The 26,364-nt window shown below is 58.8% G+C and carries 25 protein-coding genes and 1 pseudogene; 12 read left to right on the plus strand and 14 right to left on the minus strand.

Annotated features, from left to right (window positions below):
• Positions 1-171 precede the first annotated feature (171 nt).
• A pseudogene (locus BLM14_RS14525) lies at positions 172-459 on the plus strand (inorganic phosphate transporter); the annotation flags it as partial.
• Positions 460-507: 48 nt separating this feature from the next.
• Here BLM14_RS14525 and BLM14_RS14530 read toward each other — a convergent pair.
• The 5 genes from BLM14_RS14530 to BLM14_RS14550 form a co-directional block, all read right to left on the minus strand.
• Positions 508-849, minus strand: coding sequence for a type II toxin-antitoxin system VapC family toxin (locus tag BLM14_RS14530; RefSeq protein ID WP_237143377.1), 342 nt, complete (start codon positions 847-849; stop codon positions 508-510).
• A 56-nt stretch (positions 850-905) separates the two neighbouring features.
• Entirely contained in the window at positions 906-1,139 is a 234-nt protein-coding gene (locus BLM14_RS14535; RefSeq protein ID WP_100000049.1) for a type II toxin-antitoxin system Phd/YefM family antitoxin, read from the minus strand.
• Between the two features lie 81 nt (positions 1,140-1,220).
• The gene (locus tag BLM14_RS14540; RefSeq protein WP_100000050.1) at positions 1,221-2,063 is read right to left on the minus strand and encodes an oxidoreductase; all 843 of its coding nucleotides are present in this window, start codon (positions 2,061-2,063) and stop codon (positions 1,221-1,223) included.
• 125 nt (positions 2,064-2,188) lie between these two features.
• Positions 2,189-2,938: an SDR family oxidoreductase gene (locus tag BLM14_RS14545; RefSeq protein WP_100000051.1), complete on the minus strand. Its 750-nt coding sequence runs from the start codon at positions 2,936-2,938 to the stop codon at positions 2,189-2,191.
• 43 nt (positions 2,939-2,981) lie between these two features.
• Complete coding sequence (locus BLM14_RS14550; RefSeq protein ID WP_100000052.1) at positions 2,982-4,457, minus strand: aldehyde dehydrogenase family protein; 1,476 nt, start codon at positions 4,455-4,457, stop codon at positions 2,982-2,984.
• Positions 4,458-4,613: 156 nt separating this feature from the next.
• Between BLM14_RS14550 and zwf the strand changes: the two genes are divergently transcribed.
• From zwf to edd, 3 genes are all read left to right on the plus strand, one after another.
• Entirely contained in the window at positions 4,614-6,089 is a 1,476-nt protein-coding gene (gene zwf / locus BLM14_RS14555) for a glucose-6-phosphate dehydrogenase (RefSeq protein WP_100000053.1), read from the plus strand.
• 27 nt (positions 6,090-6,116) lie between these two features.
• Complete coding sequence (gene pgl, locus BLM14_RS14560) at positions 6,117-6,815, plus strand: 6-phosphogluconolactonase (RefSeq protein ID WP_100000054.1); 699 nt, start codon at positions 6,117-6,119, stop codon at positions 6,813-6,815.
• A 68-nt stretch (positions 6,816-6,883) separates the two neighbouring features.
• Positions 6,884-8,707 carry a phosphogluconate dehydratase gene (gene edd, locus BLM14_RS14565; RefSeq protein WP_100000055.1) on the plus strand — a complete coding sequence of 608 codons (1,824 nt, stop codon included), beginning with the start codon at positions 6,884-6,886 and terminating at the stop codon, positions 8,705-8,707.
• Positions 8,708-8,813: 106 nt separating this feature from the next.
• On the opposite strand, the gene BLM14_RS14570 is transcribed toward edd, so the two are convergent.
• The 4 genes from BLM14_RS14570 to folD form a co-directional block, all read right to left on the minus strand.
• Positions 8,814-9,887 carry a calcium-binding protein gene (locus tag BLM14_RS14570; protein WP_100000056.1) on the minus strand — a complete coding sequence of 358 codons (1,074 nt, stop codon included), beginning with the start codon at positions 9,885-9,887 and terminating at the stop codon, positions 8,814-8,816.
• Positions 9,775-10,506, minus strand: a complete 732-nt coding sequence (locus BLM14_RS31835; RefSeq protein WP_133123967.1) for a hypothetical protein — start codon at positions 10,504-10,506, stop codon at positions 9,775-9,777. The genes BLM14_RS14570 and BLM14_RS31835 overlap by 113 nt, the downstream gene beginning before the upstream one ends.
• A 349-nt stretch (positions 10,507-10,855) precedes the next feature.
• Positions 10,856-11,818: a GlxA family transcriptional regulator gene (locus BLM14_RS14575; RefSeq protein ID WP_100000057.1), complete on the minus strand. Its 963-nt coding sequence runs from the start codon at positions 11,816-11,818 to the stop codon at positions 10,856-10,858.
• A gap of 38 nt (positions 11,819-11,856) precedes the next feature.
• Complete coding sequence (gene folD / locus BLM14_RS14580; RefSeq protein WP_100001343.1) at positions 11,857-12,756, minus strand: bifunctional methylenetetrahydrofolate dehydrogenase/methenyltetrahydrofolate cyclohydrolase FolD; 900 nt, start codon at positions 12,754-12,756, stop codon at positions 11,857-11,859.
• Between the two features lie 213 nt (positions 12,757-12,969).
• On the opposite strand from folD, the gene BLM14_RS14585 reads away from it, so the two are divergent.
• Positions 12,970-14,223: a sarcosine oxidase subunit beta family protein gene (locus tag BLM14_RS14585; RefSeq protein WP_100000058.1), complete on the plus strand. Its 1,254-nt coding sequence runs from the start codon at positions 12,970-12,972 to the stop codon at positions 14,221-14,223.
• A 65-nt stretch (positions 14,224-14,288) separates the two neighbouring features.
• Here the strand turns inward: BLM14_RS14585 and BLM14_RS14590 are convergent, their stop codons facing one another.
• Positions 14,289-16,535 (minus strand): GumC family protein, encoded by a 2,247-nt coding sequence (locus BLM14_RS14590; protein WP_100000059.1) that lies wholly within the window; start codon positions 16,533-16,535, stop codon positions 14,289-14,291.
• A gap of 268 nt (positions 16,536-16,803) precedes the next feature.
• Between BLM14_RS14590 and BLM14_RS14595 the strand changes: the two genes are divergently transcribed.
• On the plus strand, positions 16,804-18,057 hold the full coding sequence (locus tag BLM14_RS14595) for a lipopolysaccharide biosynthesis protein (protein WP_100000060.1): 1,254 nt from the start codon (positions 16,804-16,806) through the stop codon (positions 18,055-18,057).
• A gap of 38 nt (positions 18,058-18,095) precedes the next feature.
• Here BLM14_RS14595 and BLM14_RS14600 read toward each other — a convergent pair whose 3' ends face one another.
• From BLM14_RS14600 to BLM14_RS14610, 3 genes are read right to left on the minus strand one after another with little or no spacing between them, the layout of a single operon-like run.
• Positions 18,096-18,956, minus strand: coding sequence for a DUF6492 family protein (locus BLM14_RS14600; protein ID WP_100000061.1), 861 nt, complete (start codon positions 18,954-18,956; stop codon positions 18,096-18,098).
• Positions 18,953-19,723 carry a WecB/TagA/CpsF family glycosyltransferase gene (locus BLM14_RS14605; RefSeq protein WP_100000062.1) on the minus strand — a complete coding sequence of 257 codons (771 nt, stop codon included), beginning with the start codon at positions 19,721-19,723 and terminating at the stop codon, positions 18,953-18,955. The genes BLM14_RS14600 and BLM14_RS14605 overlap by 4 nt, the downstream gene beginning before the upstream one ends.
• Positions 19,720-20,910, minus strand: a complete 1,191-nt coding sequence (locus BLM14_RS14610; RefSeq protein ID WP_100000063.1) for a glycosyltransferase — start codon at positions 20,908-20,910, stop codon at positions 19,720-19,722. Before BLM14_RS14610 ends, BLM14_RS14605 begins: the two co-directional genes overlap by 4 nt.
• A 133-nt stretch (positions 20,911-21,043) precedes the next feature.
• On the opposite strand from BLM14_RS14610, the gene BLM14_RS14615 reads away from it, so the two are divergent.
• The 6 genes from BLM14_RS14615 to BLM14_RS14640 all read left to right on the plus strand — a co-directional run bounded on the left by BLM14_RS14615 (position 21,044) and on the right by BLM14_RS14640 (position 25,726).
• Positions 21,044-22,039 carry a glycosyltransferase family 2 protein gene (locus tag BLM14_RS14615; RefSeq protein WP_100000064.1) on the plus strand — a complete coding sequence of 332 codons (996 nt, stop codon included), beginning with the start codon at positions 21,044-21,046 and terminating at the stop codon, positions 22,037-22,039.
• On the plus strand, positions 22,008-23,315 hold the full coding sequence (locus tag BLM14_RS14620; protein ID WP_100000065.1) for an O-antigen ligase family protein: 1,308 nt from the start codon (positions 22,008-22,010) through the stop codon (positions 23,313-23,315). Before BLM14_RS14615 ends, BLM14_RS14620 begins: the two co-directional genes overlap by 32 nt.
• Before the next feature lie 70 nt (positions 23,316-23,385).
• Positions 23,386-24,201, plus strand: coding sequence for a pyrroline-5-carboxylate reductase (gene proC / locus BLM14_RS14625; protein ID WP_100000066.1), 816 nt, complete (start codon positions 23,386-23,388; stop codon positions 24,199-24,201).
• A gap of 37 nt (positions 24,202-24,238) precedes the next feature.
• Positions 24,239-25,072 (plus strand): urease accessory protein UreD, encoded by an 834-nt coding sequence (locus BLM14_RS14630; RefSeq protein ID WP_100000067.1) that lies wholly within the window; start codon positions 24,239-24,241, stop codon positions 25,070-25,072.
• A 37-nt stretch (positions 25,073-25,109) separates the two neighbouring features.
• Positions 25,110-25,412 (plus strand): urease subunit gamma, encoded by a 303-nt coding sequence (locus BLM14_RS14635; RefSeq protein WP_100000068.1) that lies wholly within the window; start codon positions 25,110-25,112, stop codon positions 25,410-25,412.
• A gap of 8 nt (positions 25,413-25,420) precedes the next feature.
• On the plus strand, positions 25,421-25,726 hold the full coding sequence (locus tag BLM14_RS14640) for an urease subunit beta (RefSeq protein ID WP_100000069.1): 306 nt from the start codon (positions 25,421-25,423) through the stop codon (positions 25,724-25,726).
• 95 nt (positions 25,727-25,821) lie between these two features.
• Here BLM14_RS14640 and BLM14_RS14645 read toward each other — a convergent pair whose 3' ends face one another.
• Positions 25,822-26,208 (minus strand): hypothetical protein, encoded by a 387-nt coding sequence (locus BLM14_RS14645; RefSeq protein ID WP_100000070.1) that lies wholly within the window; start codon positions 26,206-26,208, stop codon positions 25,822-25,824.
• Between the last annotated feature and the right edge of the window lie 156 nt (positions 26,209-26,364).

Consider the following 26,364-nt stretch of genomic DNA (forward strand, 5'->3'; position numbering starts at 1 on the left):
GCTGTCATCAAGGGTTCACGGACGGTCATAGCCTTTCTTCAGACTTCGTTAACCACTGGGGATCTGGTTATGACGGTAAGCAACGCAACTGATGCCAGCCTGATCAAAAGCGATCATCCACTCAACAAGCCAAGCAGCCTGGGCAACCTGCCCAATTATGCCGTAATCGCAATCCTGATTGCCGTCGGCGAGAAGATCGGCAAGACCCACCTCACCTATGGTCAGGGCGCTTCCGCCGAACTGGTGGCCATGGGCACGATCTTCACCGCAGATACACTCGGGCTGCCGGTCAGTACCACGCACATATTGTCATCCGGCGTTGCAGGCTCGATGGTCGCCAATGGCTCCGGACTGCAGATGTCGACGGTGCGCAATCTGCTGATGGCGTGGGTGCTGACATTGCCCATCTCGATCGCGCTATCCTTCACGCTGTTCGTGATCTTGCGGAATCTGATCTAGAAGCATGCGCAGAAATAAACTGGCCGGCTTTCGCCGGCCTTTTTTTGTTTACCAAATTCGCGCAACCCAGCCTTTGTAATTGGCAAGCGCGTCGAAGGTCGTGTCCGCAGAAACCAATGGCAGATCATGATGTATGGCTGTTGCAGCAAGCATACGGTCGAACGGATCGCGATGTTCCCAGTCCATCATCGCAGCGGCCAGACTGATTTCCGGCGTGAGCGCTGCAACTTGCGCTCCTACTTCGTCCAGCAAATTTATCAGCCGGTCTAAGAAAGGTTCCATCTCCGGCCATTTGCCAAGGTGGACTTTCTGACCGATTTCGAAAAAACTGACTGGAGAAACAAAAACCACGTCGGCCTGTTCGATGATGGAAGCAGATTTTGTGGACAATCTTGGGTTTCTATTGAGGGTCCATGCCCACGTATGGGTATCGAGAAGAACCGAGTTCACTCGCCGCCTTCCCAAAGTTTAAGTTCCTCCTCGGACATGGGCTCAAAGAAATCAGGACCATCACCGAGCAGCTGCCCTTCCAGTATTCCGATCTTGAAACGGCTCTTGGGAATGGGAACGATCTTGACGACCGGATTCTTGCCTTTGGCGATGATGACCTCTTCACCCGCCAAGGCAGCGTCGATCAGTTTCGAAAGGTTGGTCTTGGCTGCGTGAACTGTGACCTGCATTATCCTTCTCCATTAGCTAACTTAGCTAATACCATTGATTTTCGATATCTTCCATCAAAAATTCACGCAGCCATGGGAACCTTAAGCCTCCGGAAAATCCGCGCCTACGGTAACTTTCTCCCAGGCGTCGAAATCGCGCTGCAGCTCGCCGATTTTGTTGCGGGCGTTCTGGAGTGCCTGCTTGCCAAGCAGCAAACGCAGCGGCGGATCCTTCGCCTCGACCGCCTGGACGATAGCCTTGGCCGCACGGACCGGATCCCCCGGCTGATTGCCGCTGATCTCGCGGATCATCTGGGCGCGCTGACCTGAGGTCGAACGGTAATCCTCAATCGTGGACGGAACTTCGTTGGCGGACCGGCCGGCCCAATCCGTACGAAAGGGACCCGGCTCGACAATAAGCACCTTGAGGCCGAGAGGTGCGATCTCCTTTGACAGGGCTTCCGATAGTGCTTCGACAGCGAACTTGGTAGCCGTGTAAAAGCTGACGGCCGGGTTCGCCACGAGCCCGCCTTGCGAGGAAATGTTGACGACGGTGCCCGAGCGTTGCTTGCGCAGGGTTGGCAGAACTGCGCGGGACATGTTGGCGAGACCCCATACATTGATCTCGAACATCTTGCGCACTTCATCCATCTCGCTCTCTTCGAACGATCCGAAATATCCAATGCCGGCATTGTTGACGAGCACGTCGATACGCCCGAAGCGTTCCACCGCGGCCTTGACGGCGCTTTCAATGTCTTCGGCCTTCGTCACGTCGAGCTTCAGGATAAGGGCGTTGTCTTCATGTTCCTTGGCGAGGTCCTCGATCTGCGCCGTATTACGGGCGGTAACGACGGTCGGATAACCAAGTTCCAGCGTATGGCGCGCGAGTTCGCGGCCAAAACCGGTTGAACAGCCAGTGATGAACCAGACAGGTTTCGATGTCATGATTATGTCCTTGAAAGGTGGGAGCGCCACGGGGTCGCATGGGCCAGGACAGCGCTATGGGATTGGGCTACACAAACAATGTAGCCCACCTCGATCATGTTTCAAGGTTTGCCAAGCGCATTTCCTCAGATGCAGCGGCCGCCATCGACTTCAAGCGCAACGCCAGTAATGAAGTCAGCTTCGCTGGAGGCAAGCCAGAGCGCGGCGTTGGCGACGTCGAGCGGCGTGGACAGCCGGCCCAGCGGGACCGTCGCCTTGAACTGCGCACGTTTTTCCGGCGTATCCTCGCCCATGAACAGGCCGAGCATCGGGGTTTCTCCGGCAACCGGGCAGAGGCAATTGACCCGGATGTTCTTCGGCGCGAGCTCGATCGCCATGGATTTGGTCGCGCTGATCGCCCAGCCTTTGGATGCATTGTACCAGGCGAGCCCTGGACGCGGGCGCAACCCGGCTGTCGAGGCCGTGGTGATGATCGAACCGCCGCCCTGCCTTTCCATGATCGGCACGACGGCCAGCGCCGAATAGTAGATCGCCTTCATGTTGACGCCGGAGATCAGATCGAAAGTGCTTTCATCGACTTCGAGCATCGAACCATTGCGGTGGGTGAAACCGGCATTGTTGACCATGATGTCGATGCGGCCAAATGCATCCATGGCAGCCTTTACCATGGCATCCACTTCTTCCTTGCGCGAGACGTCGGCATGAACGGCAATGGCGGCCTTGCCGATGTCGGCTGCGACTTTCTGCGCACCCTTCAGGTTGAGATCGGCGACGACAATCCTGGCGCCCTCTTCGGCAAATCGCTTGGCCATCCCCTCCCCGAAGCCCGATGCCGCACCGGTGATGATTGCTGTCTTGCCTGCCAAACGGGTCATGTCGTCTCCTCATACATGCTCATGTGATTTTGATTCTCTGCGATCAGTCGTGGCGGAAGATAATCGTCTTGGTCGCGGACATGTCGTATAGGGCCTCGAAGCCCTTTTCGCGCCCATGTCCGGATTTCTTGAAGCCGCCAAATGGCAATTCGATACCGCCACCCGCGCCATAGGCATTGACGAAGACCTGTCCGGCACGAACGCGCTTGGCGACGCGGTGCTGGCGCGCGCCATCCTTGGTCCAGAGACCCGCGACGAGGCCATACTCCGTGCTGTTGGCGAGGCGGATGGCGTCCAGCTCGCTGTCGAACGCAAACAGCGAGAGCACGGGGCCAAAAACCTCTTCCTGCGCGATGATTGCCGAGGGGTCGACGGCGCCAAAGAGTACCGGTGCGACGTAGAAGCCGGCGACGGGCGCATTGATATCGATGGAACCGCGCCCGACCACATCGATACCTGTCTCCGCTGCCGCAGCGACGTAATTCTCCACGCGGCGCTTTTGCGCTGGATTGATCATCGCACCGAGATCGAGATCGGCATCATGCGGCCCGGCAACGAGTTTGTCGAAACGCTCGCCGAGCGCCGCGGCTACTTCTTCATAGATGGGGCGTTCAATGAGAATGCGGCTGCCGGCCGAGCAGGTCTGGCCGCCATTCTGAATGATCGCATTGACGAGAACGGGCAGTGCCTTTTCGATATCGGCATCGGCAAAGACGATTTGCGGCGACTTGCCGCCGAGTTCCATGGTGACGCCGCGATTGTTGGTGGCCGCTGCCTGCTGGATCGCGGTGCCCGTCGCGGGTGAGCCGGTGAAGGTCACATAATCGATATCCGGGTGCGACGACAACGCGGCGCCCGCCTCGCGGCCGTAGCCGGTTATGACGTTGAGCACGCCATCCGGGAAACCAGCCTCCATGGCGAGTTCGCCGATGCGGATCGTCGAGAGCGATGCATCTTCGGCGGGCTTGATGACCAGCGTATTGCCCATGGCCAACGCCGCACCGACCACCCGCGCCATGATCTGCATCGGGTAATTCCAGGGAATGATGCCGGCGACGACGCCATGCGGTTCGCGCAGGGTCAGCGCCGTATAACCATCGAGAAACGGGATGGTGTCGCCATGGATCTTGTCGCCCGCGCCGCCGTAGAATTCATAGTAGCGCATGGCGGCCACCACATCGGCCCGGCCCTGGCGGATCGGTTTGCCGGTATCGCGCGATTCGAGCGCGGCGAGCTCATCGCCGTGCTGTTCGATCAGTTGGCCAAGACGCGTCAGGAGCCGCCCGCGGTCGACTGCGGGCATGCGCGACCATGGGCCATGATCAAAGGCCTCCCGCGCTGCGCCGACGGCACGATCGACATCATCGGCATTGCCAGCAGGGATGGTGGCAAAAGCCAGACCATCCGATGGACACAAAACAGTGATCGTTTCTTGCGAGAGTGCTGGAACTCGCCGGCCATTGATGATGTTCAGGAAATTCTTATCCTGTGCGACAACTTTGGATAGATTCTGTACCATGACTGCTTCCTGTTCGTTGTAATCGTATTAGAAGTGGAGCGAATTGGAAATGCATTTTGACGCAGTTCGCGCTTCGGGACTGGTCATTTTAAATCGATTAGATTATACAACCTTGCGTCTACGGACGCGCAGTTCAGGCATAGCGAGACTCTCCCCATGACCAGTCAGATTATCCCGGTTGAACCTTTTGATTGCATCGTATTCGGTGGCACCGGCGACCTCGCCGAGCGAAAGCTGATCCCGGCGCTCTATCAGCGCCAACGCGATGGCCAGCTTTCCGAGCCGACCCGCATCATCGGCGCATCCCGCTCGCCCATGTCCTCCGAGGATTATCGCAAGTTCGCGGAAGCGGCGATCAAGGAACACGTCAAGGCTACCGAAATCGATGGAAAGCAGCTCGACAAGTTTCTGGAGCGTCTTTCGTATGTCGCGGTCGATGCGACCTCCGACAACGGATGGGAAGAGCTCAAGGCCGAGGTCGGCAATGACACCAAGCGCATCCGCGCCTTCTATCTGGCCGTCAGCCCTTCATTGTTCGGCGACATCACCAGCCGCCTGAAGAGTTACAAACTCGTTCATGATCATACGCGCATCATCGTGGAGAAGCCGATCGGACGTGATCTTGAATCGGCGATTGCCCTCAACGACACAATTGGCCATGTGTTCCACGAACAGCAGATCTTCCGCATCGATCACTATCTCGGCAAAGAGACGGTGCAGAACCTGATGGCACTGCGCTTTGCCAATGCCCTGTACGAGCCGCTGTGGAACTCGGCCCATATCGACCATGTGCAGATCACCGTGGCCGAGGCTGTCGGACTTGAAAACCGTGCGGGTTATTATGACAAGGCCGGCGCACTGCGGGACATGGTGCAGAACCACATGCTGCAGCTCCTGTGCCTCGTTGCCATGGAACCACCATCCTCGATGGACGCCGACGCCGTGCGTGACGAGAAGTTGAAGGTGCTGCGCTCGCTGAGCCCGATCGACTCGAAAAACTACGAGGAACTGACTGTGCGCGGTCAGTATCGTGCCGGAGCCTCCGCAGGCGGCGCAGTCAAGGGCTACCTCGACGAACTTGAGAGCAAGAGCAATACGGAGACCTTCGTCGCCATCAAGGCCGAAATCGCCAATTGGCGCTGGGCCGGGGTACCGTTCTATCTGCGCACCGGCAAGCGGCTGGCAACGCGCGCATCCGAAATCGTTGTCTCGTTCAAACCGATCCCGCACTCCATTTTTGGCGAAAGCGCCGGCCGCGTTGTCGCCAATCAGCTTGTCATTCGCTTGCAGCCCGATGAAGGCGTCAAGCAGTGGATGATGATCAAGGACCCGGGTCCGGGCGGCATGCGCCTGCGCCATGTTCCGCTCGACATGAGTTTTGCGGAATCCTTCCAGGCCCGCAGCCCCGATGCTTATGAGCGTCTGATCATGGATGTGGTGCGCGGCAACCAGACATTGTTCATGCGGCGCGACGAGGTTGTTGCGGCCTGGCGCTGGATCGATCCTATCCTGAAAGCCTGGGCCGAAGACGGGCAGCCGCCTTACGGTTATACGGCAGGCACCTGGGGTCCGTCGGCATCGATCGCGTTGATCGAGCGCGACGGCCGCACCTGGCATGAAGCAGAAGCATAACAAGCGTTGAAGCGAGCTGGCATAACAATGGTTCATAGATTGCATAGTTTCGACGATGGCAACCTATTGGCGGAGGCCCTTGCCTCGGAAGTTGGTGAACGGCTCGCCGCTGCATGCGAAGCGCGCGGCCGGGCTGTCCTTGCCGTTTCGGGTGGCACGACCCCTACCCGCTTCTTCAAGGCCCTGTCGCTCAAGGATCTGCCCTGGGACAGGATCACGGTGACGCTGGTGGACGAGCGGTTCGTGCCGCCTTCCAGCGATCGCTCCAACCAGAAGCTGGTCACCGAGACGCTTCTGCAGAACAAAGCTGCCAAGGCGAATTTCGTCGGTCTCTACAATGACGCGCCGGATGCCGAGGAAGGTGCTAAAATAGCGGCCGGGGCAATCGCAAAGCTTGGTCAGCCATTCGATGCCGTCATTCTCGGCATGGGCGGCGACGGGCACACGGCATCGTTCTTTCCGGGCGGCGACCGCCTGGCTGATGCGATTTTGCCGGAACAGAAGGCGCTTGTCCTGCCGATGCAGGCCGATGGCGCTGGCGAGCCAAGACTGACGCTGACGCTGCCGGTGATTGTCGCGGCGCGCTTCGTGGCGCTGCATATTGAAGGCGCCGGCAAGAAAGCTGTTCTCGAGAAAGCGCTCGGCGATGGTGCGACGACAGATATGCCGATCCGTGCGGTGCTGCGACACGAACCGATCGAGCTTGAAATTTTCTGGGCGCCCTGAAGCCCAGAGCGTGTGATCCATCCGGACAGGCTCCCAACGTCCGGATAGACGCCTAGAGGAGATACAAGATGACCGTCCTGCAACGGGTGAAAAGCATTACCCATCGCATCTGCGAACAGTCGAAGCCGACGCGCGATGTCTATCTCGATCATCTGCGCGAGGCGGCGTCGCGCAAGCCGAAGCGCTCGGCACTGGCCTGCGCCAACCTCGCCCATGGATTTGCCGCCTGCAGCCCTTCCGACAAGGCGGCGCTGGCCGGCGACGTCGTGCCCAATCTCGGCATCATCACCTCCTATAATGACATGCTGTCGGCGCATCAGCCGTTTGAGACCTATCCCCAACTGATCAAGGCCGCAGCCAAGGAAGCGGGCGGCGTGGCGCAGGTTGCGGGCGGCGTGCCTGCCATGTGCGATGGCGTGACGCAAGGTCAGCCGGGCATGGAGCTTTCCCTGTTTTCGCGCGACGTGATCGCCATGGCGACGGCCATCGGCCTGTCGCATGACATGTTTGACGCGGCAGTCTATCTCGGTGTCTGCGACAAGATCGTGCCGGGCCTCACCATTGGCGCCTTGACCTTCGGTCACCTGCCGGCGGTCTTCATTCCAGCCGGTCCGATGACCACGGGCCTTCCCAATGACGAGAAGGCGAAGACGCGCCAGCTCTACGCGGAAGGCAAGGTCGGCCGCGACGAACTGCTCGAATCCGAGTCCAAATCCTATCATGGACCTGGCACCTGCACCTTCTACGGCACCGCCAATTCCAACCAGATGCTGATGGAAATCATGGGCCTGCATATGCCGGGCTCCTCCTTCATCAATCCAGGCACACCCTTGCGCGACGCGCTGACCCGCGAGGCAGCGAAGCGCGCGCTCGCCATTACGGCGCTCGGCAATGAATACACGCCTATCGGCGAAATGATCGACGAACGCAGCATCGTCAACGGCGTCGTCGGCCTGCACGCGACGGGCGGCTCGACCAACCACACCATGCATCTGGTCGCCATGGCGGCGGCGGCGGGCATCAAATTGACCTGGCAGGACATTTCGGATCTCTCGGACGTGGTTCCGCTGCTTGCCCGCGTCTATCCGAACGGTCTTGCCGACGTGAACCATTTCCACGCCGCTGGCGGCATGGGCTATATCATCCGCGAACTCCTGGATGGCGGCCTGTTGCATGAGGACGTCAAGACAGTCTGGGGCGGATCCGAGGGCCTGCGCGCCTATACGATCGAGCCGAAGCTTGGCGAGAACGGTACGGTGGTGCGCGAACCGGTCGCTGCGGAAAGCGCTGACAAGAAGGTTCTATCGACCTGCAAGCAGCCGTTCCAGGTTACCGGCGGCCTGAAGATGCTAAAAGGCAATCTCGGCACGGCAGTGATCAAGACGTCGGCGGTCAAGGCCGACCGGCACATTATCGAAGCTCCGGCCATCGTCTTCGACAGCCAGGCGGCGCTGCAGGATGCGTTCAAGGCCGGCAAGCTCGACCGTGACTTCGTCGCAATCGTACGGTTCCAGGGCCCGCGCGCCAATGGCATGCCCGAACTGCACAAGCTGACGCCTGCGCTCGGCGTGCTGCAGGATCGCGGCCACATGGTGGCACTGGTCACGGACGGGCGCATGTCCGGCGCCTCCGGCAAGGTTCCGGCGGCAATCCATGTGACACCGGAAGCGCTCGATGGCGGCATCATCGGCAAGATCCGTGACGGCGATGTTGTCAGGCTCGATGCGGAGATCGGCACGCTCGATGTGCTGGAAGATCCGGACGTGCTGGCTGCCCGCCCGACGCCGGAAGTGGATATCAGTCACAACAGCTATGGCATGGGGCGCGAACTTTTCGCGGCGTTCCGCAATGTGGTTGGCCGCGCGGAGAATGGCGCCTCGGTTTTCGGGTGAGCAGTTTAAGCGCCTGCTGGGACGGCTCAAACAAACGCCGCGCCGGGAAACCGGCGCGGTGTATTGTTATTGGATAGGAGAAGTGAAACCAAGAACTTATCCCGGATCACACGAACTCGATGATACTCGGGTTGCTTAGAACCAATGCTTTGAAATCGGCAGCGGTCCAACCTGTCAATGTAACGCTGCTGCTAATACCACAAATCAGAGCACCGTTTCGCGTATCCTTGACGTAGTTTAATAGATTGCTGACGTCGGCGCCGTAGAGCTGGTTGGTGAATTGCAGAATATCATCACGCCCGAAATCGGTGATGGTATCGATACCGTTCGTTCCGAAAAACAGGAAACTTTCCATGAATTTGAAACGGTCGCTGCCGGCACCACCTGTCAGCCTGTCATTGCCGCGGCCGCCGGTAATTGAGTCATCACCGTCGCCGCCATTAATCCAGTCATTGCCGTCATCACCCCAAAGCGCGTCAGCACCATCCTGACCGTAGATAGTGTCATCACCCCACTGACCCTTGATTATGTCTGTATCATTGCCGCCATAAATTATATCATTGCCCGAGGCGCCATTCAGTTTGTCGATGCCATCGCCGCCAACAAGCAGGGCTCTGTTGCCATATCCCTGTATCTCACCGCCGCCATCAAATAGTAAGAATTGACCGCCGCCGTCAAAGGCGTACAGATCGTTTCCCATATCTCCCATAAAATTGAGCGCCTCGACGTCACGAAGCACCTTCTTGCCATATATTGCATTGGTAAGGGTGATTTCATGGTCGCCGGTCTTCTCGATCGTATAATCTGTAAAGTAGCCTTCGAGCGTGACCTTGTCCGCACCAGCACCACCAGCAACAACATCATTGCCCGTGCTCAGCCAGAACCAATCATTGCCAGCACGACCTTCCAGTTTGTCATCGCTCGTGCCGTCTTTCAGCCGATCATCGTAATCCGTGCCCAGAATAAAGGCGGGGTCGCCGTAATGGTCGCTCGTCGAGGACTGTTTATCGTATACCCAGGTGGAGGCCCGGGTCAGATTGGAGAGGTTAGACAAGATGATGACACTGTCACGCTTCATATCGTTGTGAAATACGGACTCGAAGATTCGTCGCGGTGCGTTGCTGAGCAGGCCAAGAGCATGGGTTATCCAGCCAACCCAATTCGTGACCGGTGAGCCCATTAATTTCAGCAGTTTTTTCAAGAGCCTTCAGTAAATAATTGTACTTTTTGCAGTAAGTCAGATCAGCTTCTTCATCCTTCAAGTTATCGGTAGTACTGTTCGATCCGCTCGTGACCATCGCAATGCGGACGGGCCTGTTTTGTGCATCATACTGAAAGAATATCCGGGTTTGCGCCCCACCCAGCGGCGACAATTGATGGCCGATCACATTACCGCAGGCATCTTTGACTTCATCAAAACCACGCAAACATCCTAAGTCGTCAATCAATATCGTCGGATCGGCGATGAGCGCGTCATAACATGCGTCGTTGTCGATGTACGCTCTGGTAATTCCTGCTGCATTTAGGCCCGCTTCAGTATCGAGACCCAAAGCACGAAGAATTTCCGATTTTTTTGGACTTATCGTGTCAAATATGCCAAAGATCCCATGAGATAGCCCACCAAACTCGTAATACGCGCCGGGCGAACCGGGCTGCGACCAGCTACTGGGCGTATCCGGGGTGACGCCGGGAAATAGCAAATTTGCCACGCTCCGTAGCCAGCCCGGGAAATCAAGGAGATTCAATTTCAATGCTAGATTAACGTTCTCATACTGCGCGTCACTTGCGAAAAACGACATGCAAATTCCTCCTCGAAAATAACATTTGTTAAAATCAGGGCAACGACCGGCCTTTTCCGGTTTGCAAAACGCAAACCGGATCGTTCATCTGCCAACAGAAATTGCGCGAACAGAAAAAGCGTTCAGGCTTAAATGGACGTTCCCCACTCCTACTGCTTCCCTCACAGCCCCTCCAGGCCAGTCGTGAGTCCGAAAGCCAGCGAACAATGCACATTGCCTAATATGTTGGCAAGTCATTGAATCGATTAGTATTTTTTACCCGTTTTAGTTGAAAAAAATTGTATTGAGTTGTGTTTCGCGTAAATCCTGAGCAAAAACACTGACGAAAACGCCGGCCGGCTTTCAGTCTTTAGTAGGTTGTGCGGCGCTCATCCGAGGGTGAGCGGCCGAACTGCGCCCGGTAGCTCTGGGCGAAATAGGAATGCGACGTGAAGCCCGTCGCCAGCGCCACATCGAGGATGGGCGAATGGGTCTGCCGCAGCAGTTCACGCGCACGCTCCAAACGCAGGCTCATATAGTAGCGGCCCGGCGTCATGTTGAGATGGCGCAGGAACAAGCGCTCCACCTGGCGGACCGACAGGCCAACCGCCTTGGCCAGCCGCACCGCCGATTTCGGCTGTTCGAGATTGTCCGCCATGAGCTCGACGATCTTGCGCAGCTTTTCCGACTTGCCGGTGAGGTCCCGCTCCGGCCCGATGCGCTGGCGGTCGGTCTGCGAGCGGATGCGCTCGTGATGGAACTGGTTCGCCACTTCATTGGCAAGGGCGGGACTGAAATCCTGCTTGATGATTTCGAGCATCAGGTCGATCGATGTCGTGCCGCCGGCACAGGTATAGCGCTTGCGGTCGATCTCGAAGACATTGCCGGTGCAGTCGATCTGCGGAAACCGTTCCTGAAATCCGGCCCGGTTTTCCCAGTGGATCGTGCAACGATGGCCCTCCAGCTGGCCGGCTTCCGCCAAAATATAGCTGCCGATGTTGAGACCGCCCAGCGATGCGCCCCGGCGTCCGAGACTGCGCAGGGTCGCGATAACTTTCGGCTTGTCTTCGAATTCTGTCGTCAGACCCGCGCAGATAAAGAAGATGTCAGACGGCGGAAGATCCGCCAGCGCATATTGCACGTTGATCTGGAGGCCGTTGGACGCGGTCACCGCTGCACCATTGGCGGAAACGATGACCCAGGAATAGAACGGCTGCTCCGACATGCGATTGGCCGTGCGCATGGTGTCGATGGCCGCCGCAAGGCTGAACATCGGGAATCTGTCAACGAGCAGAAAGGCGAAGGTTCTGCCAACCTTGAGGGCGTCGGGCATGCGCTGTTCTAACCGGATTCCCTATGAGAGCAAATGAATCAGAAGCGGGGCGGTATCTTTCCTGCCGAACGATAGGCAGCCACAAGCGTATTGGCCATGAGCATGGCAATCGTCATCGGCCCGACACCGCCTGGAACCGGCGTCACGGCTGCCGCGACGGTCGATGCATCGGCAAAATCCACATCGCCGACAAGCCGCGTCTTGCCTTCGCCTTTTTCGGGCGCCGGAATGCGGTTGATGCCGACATCGATGACAGTCGCGCCGGGCTTGACCCAATCGGCCTTGACCATTTGCGGCCTGCCGACGGCAGCGACGAGAATATCGGCATTACGGCAAATGCTGGCGAGGTCCTTGGTCTTGCTGTGCGCGATGGTGGCCGTTGCATTGTGTGCAAGCAGCAGGTTGAACATCGGCTTGCCGACAATGTTTGAGCGGCCGATGACGACGGCATTGAGGCCGGAAAGATCGCGCCCCAGGATGCGTTCGATCAGCAGCATCGACCCGGCAGGTGTACAGGGCACGAAGGCGGTTTCGATTTCGCCGGTGCCGAGCTTGCCGACATTGATGAAATGGAAGCCGTCGACATCCTTGTCCGGTGAGATTGTCTGGATGATGCGGCCGGAATCGATATGTTTCGGCAAGGGCAGCTGCACCAAAATGCCGTGGATCAGCGGATCGGCGTTAAGCTTTTCAACGAGTGCGACCAGTTCGTCCTCGGAAGTCTCCTCCGGCAAGGTGTGCTGAACCGAGTGAAAACCGCATTCGCGGGCCTTCCTGCCCTTGGAGGCGACATAGACCTGGCTCGCGGGATCTTCGCCGACGATCACAACGGCAATGCCGGGAGTGACTCCATTGGTCTCGATCAGATCAGCGGCGGACGCCTTGACCTTCGAAACCACGTCCTCGGCAATCTCCTTGCCATTGATCGTCACTGCCATGTGCTGCTCCTGGACATCAACCTTGGTGGATTGGTCAACATACTGTTGATTTTGCGGCCGAATAATACCGTCAAAACGGCGTTCCCTGACGCAATAGCGAAAGCGGTCCTCAAGGGCAATGCGATGATGTGCCTCAATGATCGATCTTAAGGGCTTGGCGACGGCAAAAAAGCCAAGCATGATAATGAAATCTCATTCGAATCCGGAATCCTTATGCGCTATTCAGCCTTCAGCCTTTTCAAAAACGCCCTCAACGGCAACAAGGACTGGAAGCCAGCCTGGCGCAAACCCGATCCAAAACCATCCTACGATGTGGTGATCATCGGTGGCGGCCACGGTCTCGCCACCGCCTACTACCTCGCCAAGGAACATGGCATCCGCAATATCGCAGTGGTCGAAAAGGGCTGGCTCGGCTCCGGCAATATCGGCCGCAACACTACGGCCATCCGCTCGAATTATCTCCTGACCGAGAACCAGCACTTCTACGAAGCATCGATGAAGATGTGGGAGACCCTGTCCCAGGATCTCAACTACAATGTGATGTTCTCACAGCGCGGCGTGGTCAATCTTGCCCATACCCTGCCACAGCTGGATGTCTATGCGCGGCGCGGCAACCAGATGCGGCTGAATGGCATCGATTGCGAACTGATGGCCCCGCAGCAGATCAACAAGCTGATCCCCGGGCTGGATATCAGCAATTCGGTGCGCTTTCCCATCCTTGGCGGTCTGATGCAGCGTAGCGCCGGTACTGCGCGGCATGATGCGGTCGTGTGGGGTTATGCCCGTGCCGCCGACCAGCTTGGCGTCGATATCATCGAGAATTGCGAAGTGACCAGCTTCCTGAAGGACGGCGATGCGGTCACCGGCGTCATGACGACGCGCGGGCCGATCAACGCAAGGAAGGTCGCATGTGCGGTCGCGGGGCACACCAGCGAACTCATGCGGCGGGCGGGCATCGATCGCCTGCCACTCGAATCGCATGTGCTGCAGGCCTTCGTTTCGGAAGCGCTGAAGCCGGTCGTCGATACGGTCGCGACCTTTGGCGGCGGACACCTCTATTTCGCGCAGTCCGACAAGGGCGGCCTGGTCTTTGGCGGCGATATCGACGGCTATAATTCCTATGCGCAGCGCGGCAACCTGCCGGTCGTCGAGGATGTAATGAGTGAATTCGTGGCGCTCATCCCGGCGCTGGCTCGTGTCAAGCTGCTCCGTTCCTGGGGCGGGATCATGGACATGACCATGGACGGCTCCCCCATCATCACGACGGGACCGCTGCCCGGCATGTATCTGAACACCGGCTGGTGCTATGGCGGGTTCAAGGCGACGCCGATTTCAGGCAAATGCTTCGCCTGGACCATCGCCAAGGACGAACCGCACCCGCTCTCCGCGCCATTTACGCTCGACCGGTTCTACCGGGGCTATGTCATTGATGACAAAGGTCAAGGCCCAACGCCGAGGCTGCATTAGGGCAAAATTAGCGCGCAGGCGATGCAGCGCTATCTCTCGCCTTGCGGGAGAGAAAGCTTGGGCGATTAACTGGCTTGCCGCCCAGCGCGCAGACGCAGCACTTCGCGAATTTCGGCGATATCGGCGAGCATTTCCTCGATATTGGAATTGTCGTGATGACGCGGTGCGAGCATCAGATCGGCATGCTCATACAGAAACTCTGCAATCGCGACCTGGTCGTCAACGGAATGTACGGCATTCTCTCCATCGATCGCTTCCAGCTCTGCATCATCCAATGCCATCGTCCGGGTTTGCGCGCGCCTGATGGCAGCGCCAAGGCGAGATTCCGACGGTGCGGCGGGTGCAAGCTCCCTGTCTTCGGCGGGCCTGGTGGGCTTGCCGCCGGAGGGCGGTGTCGGATCGACGGGCGCGTCGTCTTCGGCATAAACGGCCGCAGGGCGATTGCCTACACGGAAGCTTTCGATCATCCCAAGCAGCACCGCGATACCCAGACCGGTCAAAAGCCCGCCCAGCAAGCCGCCAATGGCAACGAGCTTGCGTGAGCCGCCGGTGCTTTCAAGTGCCGGGCGCGCCGGCGAGATGACGCGGATATTTGTGGTGTTCATGCCTTCGAGCTCGCCCGTCTCCTTGGCACGCAGCAGGAAGGCTTCGTAGACTTCGCGCTTGGCGGTGGCCTCACGTTCGAGCTCTCGCAACTTGACCATGTCTTCGTTGGTGTTGGCCGTACGCGCCTTCAACTGTGCCAGCCGCGCCGCCAGATCCTGTTCCTGTTGCACCGAGCGCTTGAGTTCGACCTGCACCGACGAGGCGATACGGCTCAGCTCGTTACGGATTTCATTGCGGATGCCGTCAACCTGCGACTGCGCCTGGATAAGCTGCGGATGGCGCGGCCCGAGCTTGGTGGCGAGGCCGTCGGCCTGCTGCTTTAGCGCGCCGTATTGCGAGCGCAGCGCCACGATGACGCCGGAGCGGAATTCCTCCGGCAGCGTGTTACCGCCGAGTACGCCCTCTACCGAGGCACTGCGGATGGAATCGGCCTGGGCGTTGAGGCGAATCGTCTGGTTGCGCGCCGTGGTGAGTTCATCATTCGTGCGAGAGATTTCATCATCGCTGATCAGCCGGCCCTGCACGTCGACAAGATCGTTGTCGGCCTTGTATTTCTGCACGGCATTTTCGGCCTGCTCGACGCCCGTGCGCAGATCGTTGAGGCGTGCCGTCAGCGATTCCGTCGCCTGCCGGGCAGTGTCGGACTGGATATTGCCCTGCTCCTCGCGGAACACATCCGATACCGTATTGGCGATGAAGGCTGCTTTTTCCGGATCGCGCGATTTGACCGTAATGTTGAAGATGAAGTTTTTCGTGCTGCGCTCGACGTCAAGGTGATCGTAGAGATTGTGCAGAAGAAGTGTCTCGCGGGTCGTCGCGTCCGGCGTGCTGTCGGTCGAGAACAGATCCCGCACGGAGGCGAGCAGACCACGCTCCTTCAGATCGCCGTTGAATTCCGGATCCTTGGCCAGGCCGGCGCGGTCGATAACCTTGGTCAGGACGCTGCTCGACTGGATGACACGCAACTGGCTTTCGGCGATGGCGAGCGAAGCATCAACGGGCAATTGGCTGGACGAGATTTCCTTGTCGACAATCTTGAGATCACGCGGATCGACCAGCACCTCGACGGTGGATGAATAAAGCTTCGGCAGCGTCATGGCATAGCCGGCGCCGACCAGAGTACCGAGGATCGTCGTTGCGATGATCAGCGATTTTGAACGGCCGATGCGATTGAGGACAACGCGCGGATCGACAAGCGGCTTCCACTCGTCGCTTTGAACGTCCGTCTGCCGCACTTCCGTCCGGCGCGGCACGGGGCGGCGAACGGGGGCTGGCATGACGACCGGCTCAGGCTCTGCGGGTTCCGGAAGAAGCGGCGCTTCGGCCTGTTCCGAAGCAGCCTCCTCAGGCAGCGGCTCGGGCGTATCGTGCAACGGCATGACGTGCCCGGCAGCATCGACGCGGCGATTGAGTTCCGCCTTGATCGCAGCCATGTCGGCGCGCATACGGTCAATCGCTTCCTGCTCAGCCTCTTCGGGCGTCAACTCCACGGGAGCGTCGCTCAACGGCGGCTGGGAGATTTCACTGCCAGCTGCCAGACGCAGGGCGCGCATGCGATGATAGTGATCGAGATTGTCTTCGTTGCGCACAGGCGATGTAACGGGCTCGGGATCGACATGCGTCTCTCCCGCCGCGTCCGGCTGGCTGGCAAACGAGAGAAGCGAGCGCCGCGGCCGCTTTGCCATCTCGTTTTCACGATTACTCATCCTAAACTCCAAAACCGCCGATCAACGCGATTCAATAGCGGACCGAAAGGTCCACAGTTAATTCAACCTAAAGTTCTATGGAAAATAAATGGTTAATTGTCGGCATCAGCAGCGACCAAAGCGTCCTATTCGTTGAATATGCTCCATAGCACAGCTTGGAACCGGTAACACGAGCCGTTAAGCCTTTTGATGTAGAAATCCGCCGGATTGACGTCTGGAGCAAACGCTTGCGCTTCCCGTTTCAGACCGGTCCCGACAGGAAATGAAATTGGTTGCACGACATCTGAAAGCCAATGCAGGGCTCATCCGCGATTATTTCTCCGTGATCAGCGGATCAGCTGGCCGGCTCGTGATTTCACTCGCCTATTTCGTCGCGCTGGCCAATACACTTTCAATCGCCGAATTCGGACTGTTCGCCACGGCCTCGGCGACGGGCGTCGTGCTGTCGCGTCTCGTATCCTTCGGCTTCGTGTCACCGCTCTACCGGATTTCGACCGTCAAGCCACAATTGATCGGCGCCTATACGGGCGGCTTTCTGGCGGCTGTCGTCGTGTCCCTGCCGATCTTCATGCTCGCGGCCTATCTTGCCCATCTGGTTTTCTTCGGCACCGATCTTGCTCTCGGCACTTTCGCCATCATCGTCGCTGCGGAGGCGCTCTTGTGGCGGTCGCTGGAAGTGGTGGTCATCGTCAATAACGGCCTCAACCGCTTTGGCCGCGCGGCCTTGCTCGTCATCATCGGTACCGCATTGCGCGCCGCGGCGGCCGTGCTCTTTGCCTTCTCGACCGTCACTACACTCGCCGCATGGAGCTGGTGGTACGCCGGCGCAAATGGAGTCGCTATGGTGATTGCCATAGTGTTCTTCTATCCGAAGGTCCGGCTCCGCCTTGTCCCGCAGCTCTATCGCAGAAGGCTGGCGGATTCCTTTGCCGTCACCGGCGCAGAAATGCTGTTCTATGTTCAGTCGGAGCTCGACAAGCTGCTGGTGCTGGCTGTTGGCGGCCCGCAGACGGCCGGTGTCTATGCAATCATCATGCGTCTGGTCGATCTGACTGCCCTCCCCGTGCGCTCATTCAACATGATGCTGGTGCAGAAGCTGATGCGGACACCCGACATGCTGAAATCGCTGAAGATACGCGGCGGACTTGAGGTCGGCGTATTTCTGGTCTCTACGCTCGGCTTGGCGGCTCTCGCCGTGTTCCTGCATATTTTCCCGCGAGCCCTCGGCGGGAACGTCGCTTCTGTTGTTTCGCTGTTGCCACTGGTCCTGCTCGTTCCGGGACTGCGCAATCTTATCGAGTATCAGGCGGAAATTCTTTATGCCCGGGGCCAGTCAGGCCTGCGTGCCATGAACCTTGCGCTTCTCGGCTTGGCCAAAGCGGGGCTTCTCTCGTGGATACTTGTGGTATTTCTCGACACCCACGACTGGATGATCTGGCTGAATGCGATGTTCGCTGCGCTTTATCTGCTGTCGACTTATCTAACCTATCGGGCCATCAGGAAGCCCGCACGCCGCGTCTGAAAATTCGGCCTGATGGCCATCTGATGCGATCTTCCGTGCTACGCCAGCAATTTGCGAATACGGGCGGTGTCATCGCCAATGAAAGACTGCATGCCGATTGCCACCTGTTCGGGCGTCATGGCCGCAACGAAGGCGTGAAACTGATCGTCCGTCGGCGCGGGAGCAAGCCAGTAAACCCGGCAGAAGTCATCCCCGTCGTGGTAATGGCCCTTTGTCATCAGGACTTCATCGGCATAACGGCCATAGATCATGCATTCGGAAAAACGCCGTGAACGGCCTATGGCCGCGATCCAGTGCCGGCCGGTCACCTTTTCGATATGCTCGCACATGGTCAGCAGGGCATCACGCCGCCAGGCGATCAAGGTCCCGATATAATCGTGCCCTTTCGGGCTGACGGGAACGATGCCGAGCACCTGTCCGGCATGCTCCGACCAGATGCGCTGATCGTTCGGTCCGGACCGCAAAAGATCGCCGGCGCGGCGGAACAGCCGCAGATCATCCCCTCGCCAGGCGGCGGCGCAATCGAACGGTTTCAGGAAAGCGACGTCGGAATCGACATAAAAGAATGCATCCTCGCCGGCATGCGCCGCGATGGCGATACGGCGGAACTGCTGCACGTGCCAGCCGCGTAAAGGCATGGTGCGCGGCGAAAGCCAGATACGCCGGCGGCCAAAATTGCTGGGATCGGGAAATGGCCTGATCCAGCCAGGCAACAGATCGTTTTCATCGATGACGACGCGGCGTGGGCCTTCGAGTTGCCGGAACAGCGCGACGTCGCGGTGTTCGACCAGAAGATAGTGCTTGGTGAAGCCGGTGACAAAACGGTCGATCGTCTCGCAGAGCAGCGTGCAACGCTCGAAATCCGGCGCGTAGCTCGCGGTAACAATTGCCGTCGTCATTTTGTCCCTCTGAATTTTTCCCGCATGACGCGTAGCAGAAAAAGCGGATTGCCGACAATATAGCGGCGCCACAAGCGTGCTGGCTCCTGCGCGAGCCGATAGAGCCATTCGAACCGGAGCCTTTGCAGGATCAGCGGCGCGCGCGGCACGACGCCGGCCCTGAAATCGAACAGCGCGCCAACGCCGAAGGCGAGCGTGCAATGCTCGGCCGTAAGATTACGAGCCATGAACATTTCCTGACGCGGGACGCCCATGGCCACCAGCAGAATATGCGGATGATAGTTCTTGAGGATCTCGAGGATGCGCGGCTCGTCGCCAGCCCTGAAGAACCCGTCACTGATGACGCGGAATTCATGCTGTGGCGCGAGCTGGCGGAAACTTGCCGTCGCCTTTGCAACCACCTCGGGGCGCGCGCCAATCAGGCCGACGCGCAAGGGACTGGTTTCCATAACCAAGAGCCCCGGGATAAAATCCGTGCCGTTGAGATTGGCCGGGAACGGCTCGCCATGCAGCAGTCTCGAAGCGATATCGACGCCAAGCCCGTCGGGCAGGATCAGAAATTGTCCAAGCGCCTGGCGGAAATCGGTGTTCTCATGGGCCAGATTGGCGTTATGGGCATTCAGCCAGGTTATGAGGGCGAAGCGCTGCCCCGCGATCATGGCGCGCATGGTTTCGATAGCCTCAATCCAGGGCAGTGCGACAACCGGAACGCCGAGAATGGTACGACGTGGCAAATCCGGTTCGGCAAAGAGCTCCTTTGCACTCATGCCGCAACGCGCCCCTTTGCAAGCTGGTTTTCAAGCCGGCCCAGACCGACAAGAATTTGCTGGTCGAGGCGAGCCAATTGCGCAGCGCGGAACACCTCACCGGAACGGGTCAGGTCCTCCCCGGCACGCACGCGTGCCACCATCGCGTTGAGCGCATGGGCAAAGCGAACCGGGTCATCCGCAACGACACAATTCTCCGGTACATCGGCAATGCCGCGCACGGAAAGCGCGGTGGCTACACTTGGCAAGCCCATTTCGAAGGTTTCGATCGTCTTGAGCTGTACGCCGGTACCGGCGCGGCTGATCAGCGGAATGACGGCACAGCTGCGGACGAAATCAGCAGCATCGGGCACCCGTCCCGCAAAGGTGACATTCGGCCATGCAGCCTTGAGATCGGCGGGCGTGCCACCGGCAACGGTTATGCCAATGGTCTTGTCCAGATGCGGTGCGACCTCGCGCAGAAACCATTCGAGGCCGATGCGGTTCGGCTGCCATGTCCATGTACCGATCAAGCCGAGATCGCGTTCGATCTTGCGTCCGGTCATTTTCGCCGTGTCGGCACTTGTCACAAGGGGAAGTGCGGCGGCGCGGCCGGTTCCCGCGAGCCCCAGCGCATCGATGTCCTCGTCAGCCAGCGTGAAAACGAAAGACGCCTTGCTGCACAGCCGCTTCTCCAGCCTGGACAGCAGGTTCGACTCCCGGCTGAACAGATATTTCTGAACGGCACTCGTTGCTGCTTCGGCGTTCTCGCGTGCCGAGCGGTGCTCGACATTATGCGCGACGAACATTTGCGGCTTGTCGCTGAAACAATCCTCGAAGGCGCCTGCCAGCGGCACGCCGTTCAGCACATAGGCATCGAAGGGCCCTACCGAAGCGATGGCGGCGCGCAACCTCTCCTTGGAGATGATGCGCAGCTTGACCGATGAGACGGTGAGCCCAGCCAGCACGGCCTTGCCCAGCCAGCGCAACTTTTGCGACAGGTTTGCCGTGTCATTGCGTACATCCACTTCGCCAAGGACGATGGTGCTGCCGGGATCGAGCGGCGCGCTGCCCGGCCAGGTAAAGCCAAGCACGGTGACACGAGCGCCGGCGCGCACCAGGCCGTCGATGATGGCCTTGTTGGCTATCTCGTAGCCTGTGGTCGGCTTCCCGTCAGGAACCAGGGATGTTACGAACAGCAGATGCATCTAGGTCGTAAACTCATTACCTTGTGTGGGTGACTTATCACTCATTATTGGAATTGATCGCAGAATGTAATGAAATGTTGAACAACGTACTCCTATAAGTTGCAACCATAGATAACGGGTAAATATTCCGGTGATGAACCTGGACCTTCAAGCCAATATCAGCGTTGTTGCGCAATCACCGGACCTTGAGCCGCAGTCGATAGACGTTGTCGTGACGTTGCCGACATTCAAGCGCCCCGAACACCTGCTGAAAACGCTCGCTTCACTGAAGGCGCAGGTTACCAGGCGGCGCTTCGCCATCATCGTCATGGAGAACGAGGCGGAAAAAGGCGAGGGCGCCGAAGCAGCAAAACCGCTGTTCGAGAGCGGCGAATATACGGGCCTGTTGATCGTCGCCCACGACCGCGGCAATTGTAACGCCTACAATGCCGGATGGCTCACCGCGCTGAAAGCCTTTCCAGATTTCTCGGCGCTGCTGGTCATCGACGATGACGAGATCGCCGATGTCGATTGGCTGGAAAAGATGTGCACTGCCCGCGAGACCTATGGTGTCGATTTTGTCGGCGGGCCGCAGCTCCCGGTTTTTGCGCAGCCGGAACACGCGGTGTGGTCGAAACACCCGGTTTTCAGCCCGCATTATACGCAAACCGGCCGTGTCCCTATCATCTATTCATCCGGCAATCTGCTGATCGGCCGCAATGTTCTGGAAGCAATGCCGTTTCCATTTCTCGACCTCACCTTCAATTTCATGGGTGGCGGCGATTCCGATTTCATCAGCCGCAGCGTGGTCAAGGGTTTCACTATCGCCTGGTGCGCGGAAGCGCCGGTCTACGAAACGATTCCGGCGCGGCGCGTCGAGGCCGACTGGATCCGGGCGCGGGCGCTGCGCAATGGTGTCATCTCGACCTTGATCGAAAAGCGCAAGCGCGCCGGTGAACCCTTTGGCGCGGCAAAAACGGTGGGGAAAAGCCTGGCGCTGCTCGCATTCTCACCCTTTCGCGCGGCGGTAAAGGTGGCGCAGACCGGTTCGCTGTCCATCGGCATTTATCAGATCTATATTGGGCTTGGCCGCGTTCTGGCGGAATTCGGATATTCCAATGAGCAGTATCGACAACCTGAAAAGAACTGACGCCGGGGGTGTCGTTCCCATGCGTCTGGTCGCCAGCCTTGCAGCGGCGTTCATTCTTTGCGTCCTGCTGATCTCCTTCCGCCCCTTCCAACCGGAAAGCACCGCGATCGCGGGTAGCGGCGGCGACCTCGTCAACCAGCTCGGGTTCGGCGCGCTCGGCGGCATATCCATTTTGGCCATGCTGGTGCTTGCCAATCCGCGCATCCTCATCGCGCTCGTCAGCCCGATGTGGATTGTCATGTTCGGCTTCCTGGTTCTTTCAACCTTCGTGGCCGTCGATCCCGGCGCAGCGCAACGCGCCGTCGTTTTCACCCTGATCGGCGTGCTGTGCATGATCGCCGTGCTGGCGCTGCCGCGCGATGCGGACGGCTTTTCATTGGCGCTGGTGATCGCGGCTTCCGCAGTTCTGGCACTATCCTATGCCGGCCTTGTGCTGGTGCCCGATCTCGCCAAGCACACAGCCAGTGAGATCGAAGCCGAACACGCCGGTCTTTGGCGAGGTATCTTCTCCCACAAGAATATTGCCGGCCCTGTGATGGCCGCTTTTTCATTCGCGGGCATCTATCTGATACGGCGCGGGTGGCGAAGAATTGGCGCTATCCTTCTGGTGCTTGCCCTTTGGTTCGTCGCCCATACCGGATCGAAGACCTCCACGGCACTGGTGCCGATGGTGATTTTCCTCGTGATGTTTCCAGGCCTGTTCGGCTTTCGCATTCTTGCGGCATTGCTCATCGGCACTGCCCTGGTCGGGTTTTTCTTCTTCACCATTGGCTCGATGTTTTTCCCCGCGACGCACGATCTGCTTGTTCAGATGGGCGCGGATGCAACGTTCACGGGACGCTCGTCGATCTGGCAGTTCGCCCTGGAAAAGCTCGCGGCTACACCATGGCGCGGCTACGGTTTCGAAAGTTTCTGGGAAGCGCCGGTGGTGCGCCAGGCCGAAAATCCGAGCTATTATCTCGATTGGGACGTGCGCGGCATCGTCCACGCCCACAATGGCTATCTGGACATCGCCATTGCCATGGGTTTTCCGGCAATGATCTGCGCGGTCATCGTTCTCATCCTGCTGCCGCTTTTTGACTATGCCCGCTGTCTGAGAAAGCGGGAAAATGTGTTCATGGCGGACTTCTTCATCATGTGCCTGACCTTCTCGCTGATGAACGCCTTTCTCGAAAGCTTCTTCTTCCGCCGCGCCGACCCGGTGTGGCTGCTGGTGGTCATGGCGTGCTTCGGACTGCGCATGACGGCGCGCATTCCCATCGCCAGCAGGGCGTAATTTGCTTTTGCCCTGTTGACCCGGCGCACCTGACCGGATCAAAGTGCCGGAAAATCAGCGGGAGAACAAAATGGTCGATAATGTGGTTCTGGTCGGATGCGGCAATATGGGTTTTGCCATGCTCAAGGGCTGGCTGGACGCAGGGATATTGCAGCCGGATCAGGTCCATGTGGTCGAGCCAACTGACGCACTGCGCGAGCGGGCAGCGACGCTGGGCGTCCATGCGCACGCCAATGCCAGCAGGCTTGAAACAGACCTGTCACCCCGTATCGTTCTCATCGCGGTGAAGCCGCAGGTGATGCGCGATGTCCTGCCCGCCTATGAACGCTTAGCCGACAAGGCGACCTTTGTCAGTGTTGCGGCCGGGGTCAAGGTTGCACTCTTCGAACAATATCTTGGGGACAAGGCTGCGGTCATCCGTACGATTCCCAACACCCCCGCCGCGATCGGCAAAGGCATGATCGTCACTTTCCGCAATGCGCATGTAAGCGATAGCGATGCAGAATTTGTCGATACCTTGCTCAAGACCAGCGGTAAAGTTGCTGCGGTGGATGACGAGAAACTGATTGATGTGGCGACAGCAGTTTCCGGCTCCGGTCCGGCCTATGTGTTCCATTTCATCGAATGCCTGACCGAGGCCGCCGTCGTGGCTGGCCTGGAACGGAAGACTGCCGAGCTGCTGGCCATGCAGACGGTCTATGGCGCGGGTGTACTGGCGGCCTCCAGCAAGGATACGCCGACGACATTGCGTGAGCAGGTGACGAGCCCCAAAGGCACCACGGCCGCTGCCCTGGACGTGCTGATGGGACACGACAAGCTCAAGCGCCTTATGATCAAGGCCGTGTACAAAGCGCACCAGCGCGCCATCGAGCTTGGCACCTATTGAGCTTTCGCGATTTCAACCATTGGTCTAGCCTCTGGAGATGAATGATCACTCCACCCTCGACGTGACCTCTGAAGGCATGCCGCAGCGTGCCTATGGCTCGGCGCGGCTTGCTGTCAAACCCGTCAATGGCCGCACGCGTATCGCGACGCTTTATCAGGAGGGTTGCGCCAAGATCCGCCTGCCGGAAACCGATGACAATTCGCTGGAAGCAGTGATAATCAACACGTCGGGTGGCCTGACGGGCGGCGATGAAATGCGCTGGCAGTTCGATGTTGCCAACGATTGCAGGGCGCAAGTCACCACGCAGGCCTGCGAACGCATCTACAAGTCGTCCGGCGGTATCGCCGACGTCGCGAGTGCACTGAAGGTGGGAGACCGGGCGTCTCTCGCCTGGCTGCCACAGGAGACCATCCTGTTCGAAGGGTCAGCACTGAAACGAAACCTTACCGTTGATCTTGCGGAGACCAGCCGCGCGCTTATTGTCGAGCCGGTGGTCTTCGGACGCAAGGCCATGGGCGAAGACGTGCAGAGCTGCATCTTTCGCGATCGCTGGCGTATTCGCCGCAATGGCAAGCTGATCCACGCGGAAGACTTCTGCATGGGACCGGACACGGCCTCCATGCTGGCTCGTCCCGCCCTGCTTGGCGGGATGCGGACCATGGCCACGATCCTGCTGCTCGATGCCAATGCCGAACGCTATCTTGAGCCATGCCAAAAAATAATTGGGACAAAAGGTGGTGCTTCCTTCTGGTCTGGCAAGCTTCTTGCGAGGCTCGTCGATGGTGACGCCTATTCACTGAGGAAGCGGCTGGTGCCGCTGATCGAACTGCTCAATGAAAAGGCAGGCGTGCCTAAAGTCTGGTCAATCTAGACTCAAACGAAATCTGAGGGATGGCCAAGGGGTAAGCATGAACCTGACACCACGCGAAAAAGACAAGCTACTCATCTCCATGGCGGCCATGGTGGCGCGCCGGCGCCTTGAGCGCGGCGTCAAGCTCAATCACCCGGAAGCCATTGCGCTGATTAGTGATTTTGTCGTCGAGGGCGCCCGTGATGGCCGCTCCGTCGCCGACCTCATGGAGGCTGGCGCGCATGTCATCACCCGCGCTCAGGTGATGGAAGGCATTCCGGAGATGATCCACGACATTCAGGTCGAGGCGACGTTCCCGGACGGAACCAAGCTTGTCACCGTGCACGAACCGATCCGCTAGGAGACAGCATGATCCCTGGAGAAGTCATTACGGCCAAAGGCAACATCGAACTCAACGCCGGCGCGACCAGGATCACGCTCAAGGTGGCCAACACTGGCGACCGTCCCGTGCAGGTTGGCTCGCACTACCATTTCTTCGAAACCAATTCGGCCCTGGTCTTTGACCGCGACAAGGCGCGCGGCATGCGCCTCGACATTGCGGCGGGAACCGCAGTCCGGTTCGAGCCGGGACAGGAGCGCGACGTCACGCTCGTGCCGCTCGGCGGGAACCGGACCGTCTACGGTTTTCAGCAGAAGATCATGGGAAAGCTTTGACCGATACGCTTGAGCTTAACCCCACGACGAAAAGCGACCGGGAAAACGCCGATCGCAACAGATGCGTCAGAACCTGGGCTGGTTCAGCCTGCCGGTCAGCTTGGCTTCTTGGTGACGAGGGTCAGCAGGCCCTTGGAATCGAGACTGGCGATGACTACCGCTTCGGAGGTCAGCCCCTTCTCCTTCAAGGCGGCGGAAACTTCCGGCGACTTGTCGATCGAGCTGCGCAGTTTCTGCACATCGGTGTCGCTGCGCTTGGCGATGGCTTCGTTGACCTGGTTCTTGGTCGCTTCCGGCAGTTCGTTGATATCGACAATATTGATTGTGGTAATGGGCGTAGCGCCCGATTTGGTTGGGGTTTCGCTCTTGGCAGCGGGTTGCTGCTGGGCATCGGGAGCCTGCGGCGCGGCGGACTGAGCATAGGCAACCGAAGTGGCCAGCGGGAATGCCGCACAGAGCGCGAGGACTATCATCTTTCGCATCGTTGTTCCTTTCACGTGATTGGCGAACGATCATCTACTGATGACGCGCGCACTTCACATGCCGAATTCGATCTGAAGCGGTCGGTGATCGGGTTTTTCCAAGGCAATATCACGGCAGCAATGTGGCAACGCCCCATGCTCGCCCAGGCTCTAATT

Origin of the sequence: Phyllobacterium zundukense, from assembly GCF_002764115.1 — a bacterium.
In the GTDB taxonomy this organism is placed as follows: Bacteria; Pseudomonadota; Alphaproteobacteria; order Rhizobiales; family Rhizobiaceae; genus Phyllobacterium; species Phyllobacterium zundukense.

Excerpts from the sequence above, each read along its gene's own strand:
- BLM14_RS14535 (WP_100000049.1), bottom strand. The coding sequence starts at position 1,139 with ATGCAGGTCACAGTTCACGCAGCCAAGACCAACCTTTCGAAACTGATC.
- BLM14_RS14540 (WP_100000050.1), bottom strand. The coding sequence starts at position 2,063 with ATGACATCGAAACCTGTCTGGTTCATCACTGGCTGTTCAACCGGTTTT.
- BLM14_RS14545 (WP_100000051.1), bottom strand. The coding sequence starts at position 2,938 with ATGACCCGTTTGGCAGGCAAGACAGCAATCATCACCGGTGCGGCATCG.
- BLM14_RS14550 (WP_100000052.1), bottom strand. The coding sequence starts at position 4,457 with ATGGTACAGAATCTATCCAAAGTTGTCGCACAGGATAAGAATTTCCTG.
- zwf (WP_100000053.1), top strand. The coding sequence starts at position 4,614 with ATGACCAGTCAGATTATCCCGGTTGAACCTTTTGATTGCATCGTATTC.
- pgl (WP_100000054.1), top strand. The coding sequence starts at position 6,117 with ATGGTTCATAGATTGCATAGTTTCGACGATGGCAACCTATTGGCGGAG.
- edd (WP_100000055.1), top strand. The coding sequence starts at position 6,884 with ATGACCGTCCTGCAACGGGTGAAAAGCATTACCCATCGCATCTGCGAA.
- BLM14_RS14570 (WP_100000056.1), bottom strand. The coding sequence starts at position 9,887 with ATGGGCTCACCGGTCACGAATTGGGTTGGCTGGATAACCCATGCTCTT.
- BLM14_RS31835 (WP_133123967.1), bottom strand. The coding sequence starts at position 10,506 with ATGTCGTTTTTCGCAAGTGACGCGCAGTATGAGAACGTTAATCTAGCA.
- BLM14_RS14575 (WP_100000057.1), bottom strand. The coding sequence starts at position 11,818 with ATGCCCGACGCCCTCAAGGTTGGCAGAACCTTCGCCTTTCTGCTCGTT.
- folD (WP_100001343.1), bottom strand. The coding sequence starts at position 12,756 with ATGGCAGTGACGATCAATGGCAAGGAGATTGCCGAGGACGTGGTTTCG.
- BLM14_RS14585 (WP_100000058.1), top strand. The coding sequence starts at position 12,970 with ATGCGCTATTCAGCCTTCAGCCTTTTCAAAAACGCCCTCAACGGCAAC.
- BLM14_RS14590 (WP_100000059.1), bottom strand. The coding sequence starts at position 16,535 with ATGAGTAATCGTGAAAACGAGATGGCAAAGCGGCCGCGGCGCTCGCTT.
- BLM14_RS14600 (WP_100000061.1), bottom strand. The coding sequence starts at position 18,956 with ATGACGACGGCAATTGTTACCGCGAGCTACGCGCCGGATTTCGAGCGT.
- BLM14_RS14605 (WP_100000062.1), bottom strand. The coding sequence starts at position 19,723 with ATGAGTGCAAAGGAGCTCTTTGCCGAACCGGATTTGCCACGTCGTACC.
- BLM14_RS14610 (WP_100000063.1), bottom strand. The coding sequence starts at position 20,910 with ATGCATCTGCTGTTCGTAACATCCCTGGTTCCTGACGGGAAGCCGACC.
- BLM14_RS14615 (WP_100000064.1), top strand. The coding sequence starts at position 21,044 with ATGAACCTGGACCTTCAAGCCAATATCAGCGTTGTTGCGCAATCACCG.
- BLM14_RS14620 (WP_100000065.1), top strand. The coding sequence starts at position 22,008 with ATGAGCAGTATCGACAACCTGAAAAGAACTGACGCCGGGGGTGTCGTT.
- proC (WP_100000066.1), top strand. The coding sequence starts at position 23,386 with ATGGTCGATAATGTGGTTCTGGTCGGATGCGGCAATATGGGTTTTGCC.
- BLM14_RS14630 (WP_100000067.1), top strand. The coding sequence starts at position 24,239 with ATGAATGATCACTCCACCCTCGACGTGACCTCTGAAGGCATGCCGCAG.
- BLM14_RS14635 (WP_100000068.1), top strand. The coding sequence starts at position 25,110 with ATGAACCTGACACCACGCGAAAAAGACAAGCTACTCATCTCCATGGCG.
- BLM14_RS14640 (WP_100000069.1), top strand. The coding sequence starts at position 25,421 with ATGATCCCTGGAGAAGTCATTACGGCCAAAGGCAACATCGAACTCAAC.
- BLM14_RS14645 (WP_100000070.1), bottom strand. The coding sequence starts at position 26,208 with ATGCGAAAGATGATAGTCCTCGCGCTCTGTGCGGCATTCCCGCTGGCC.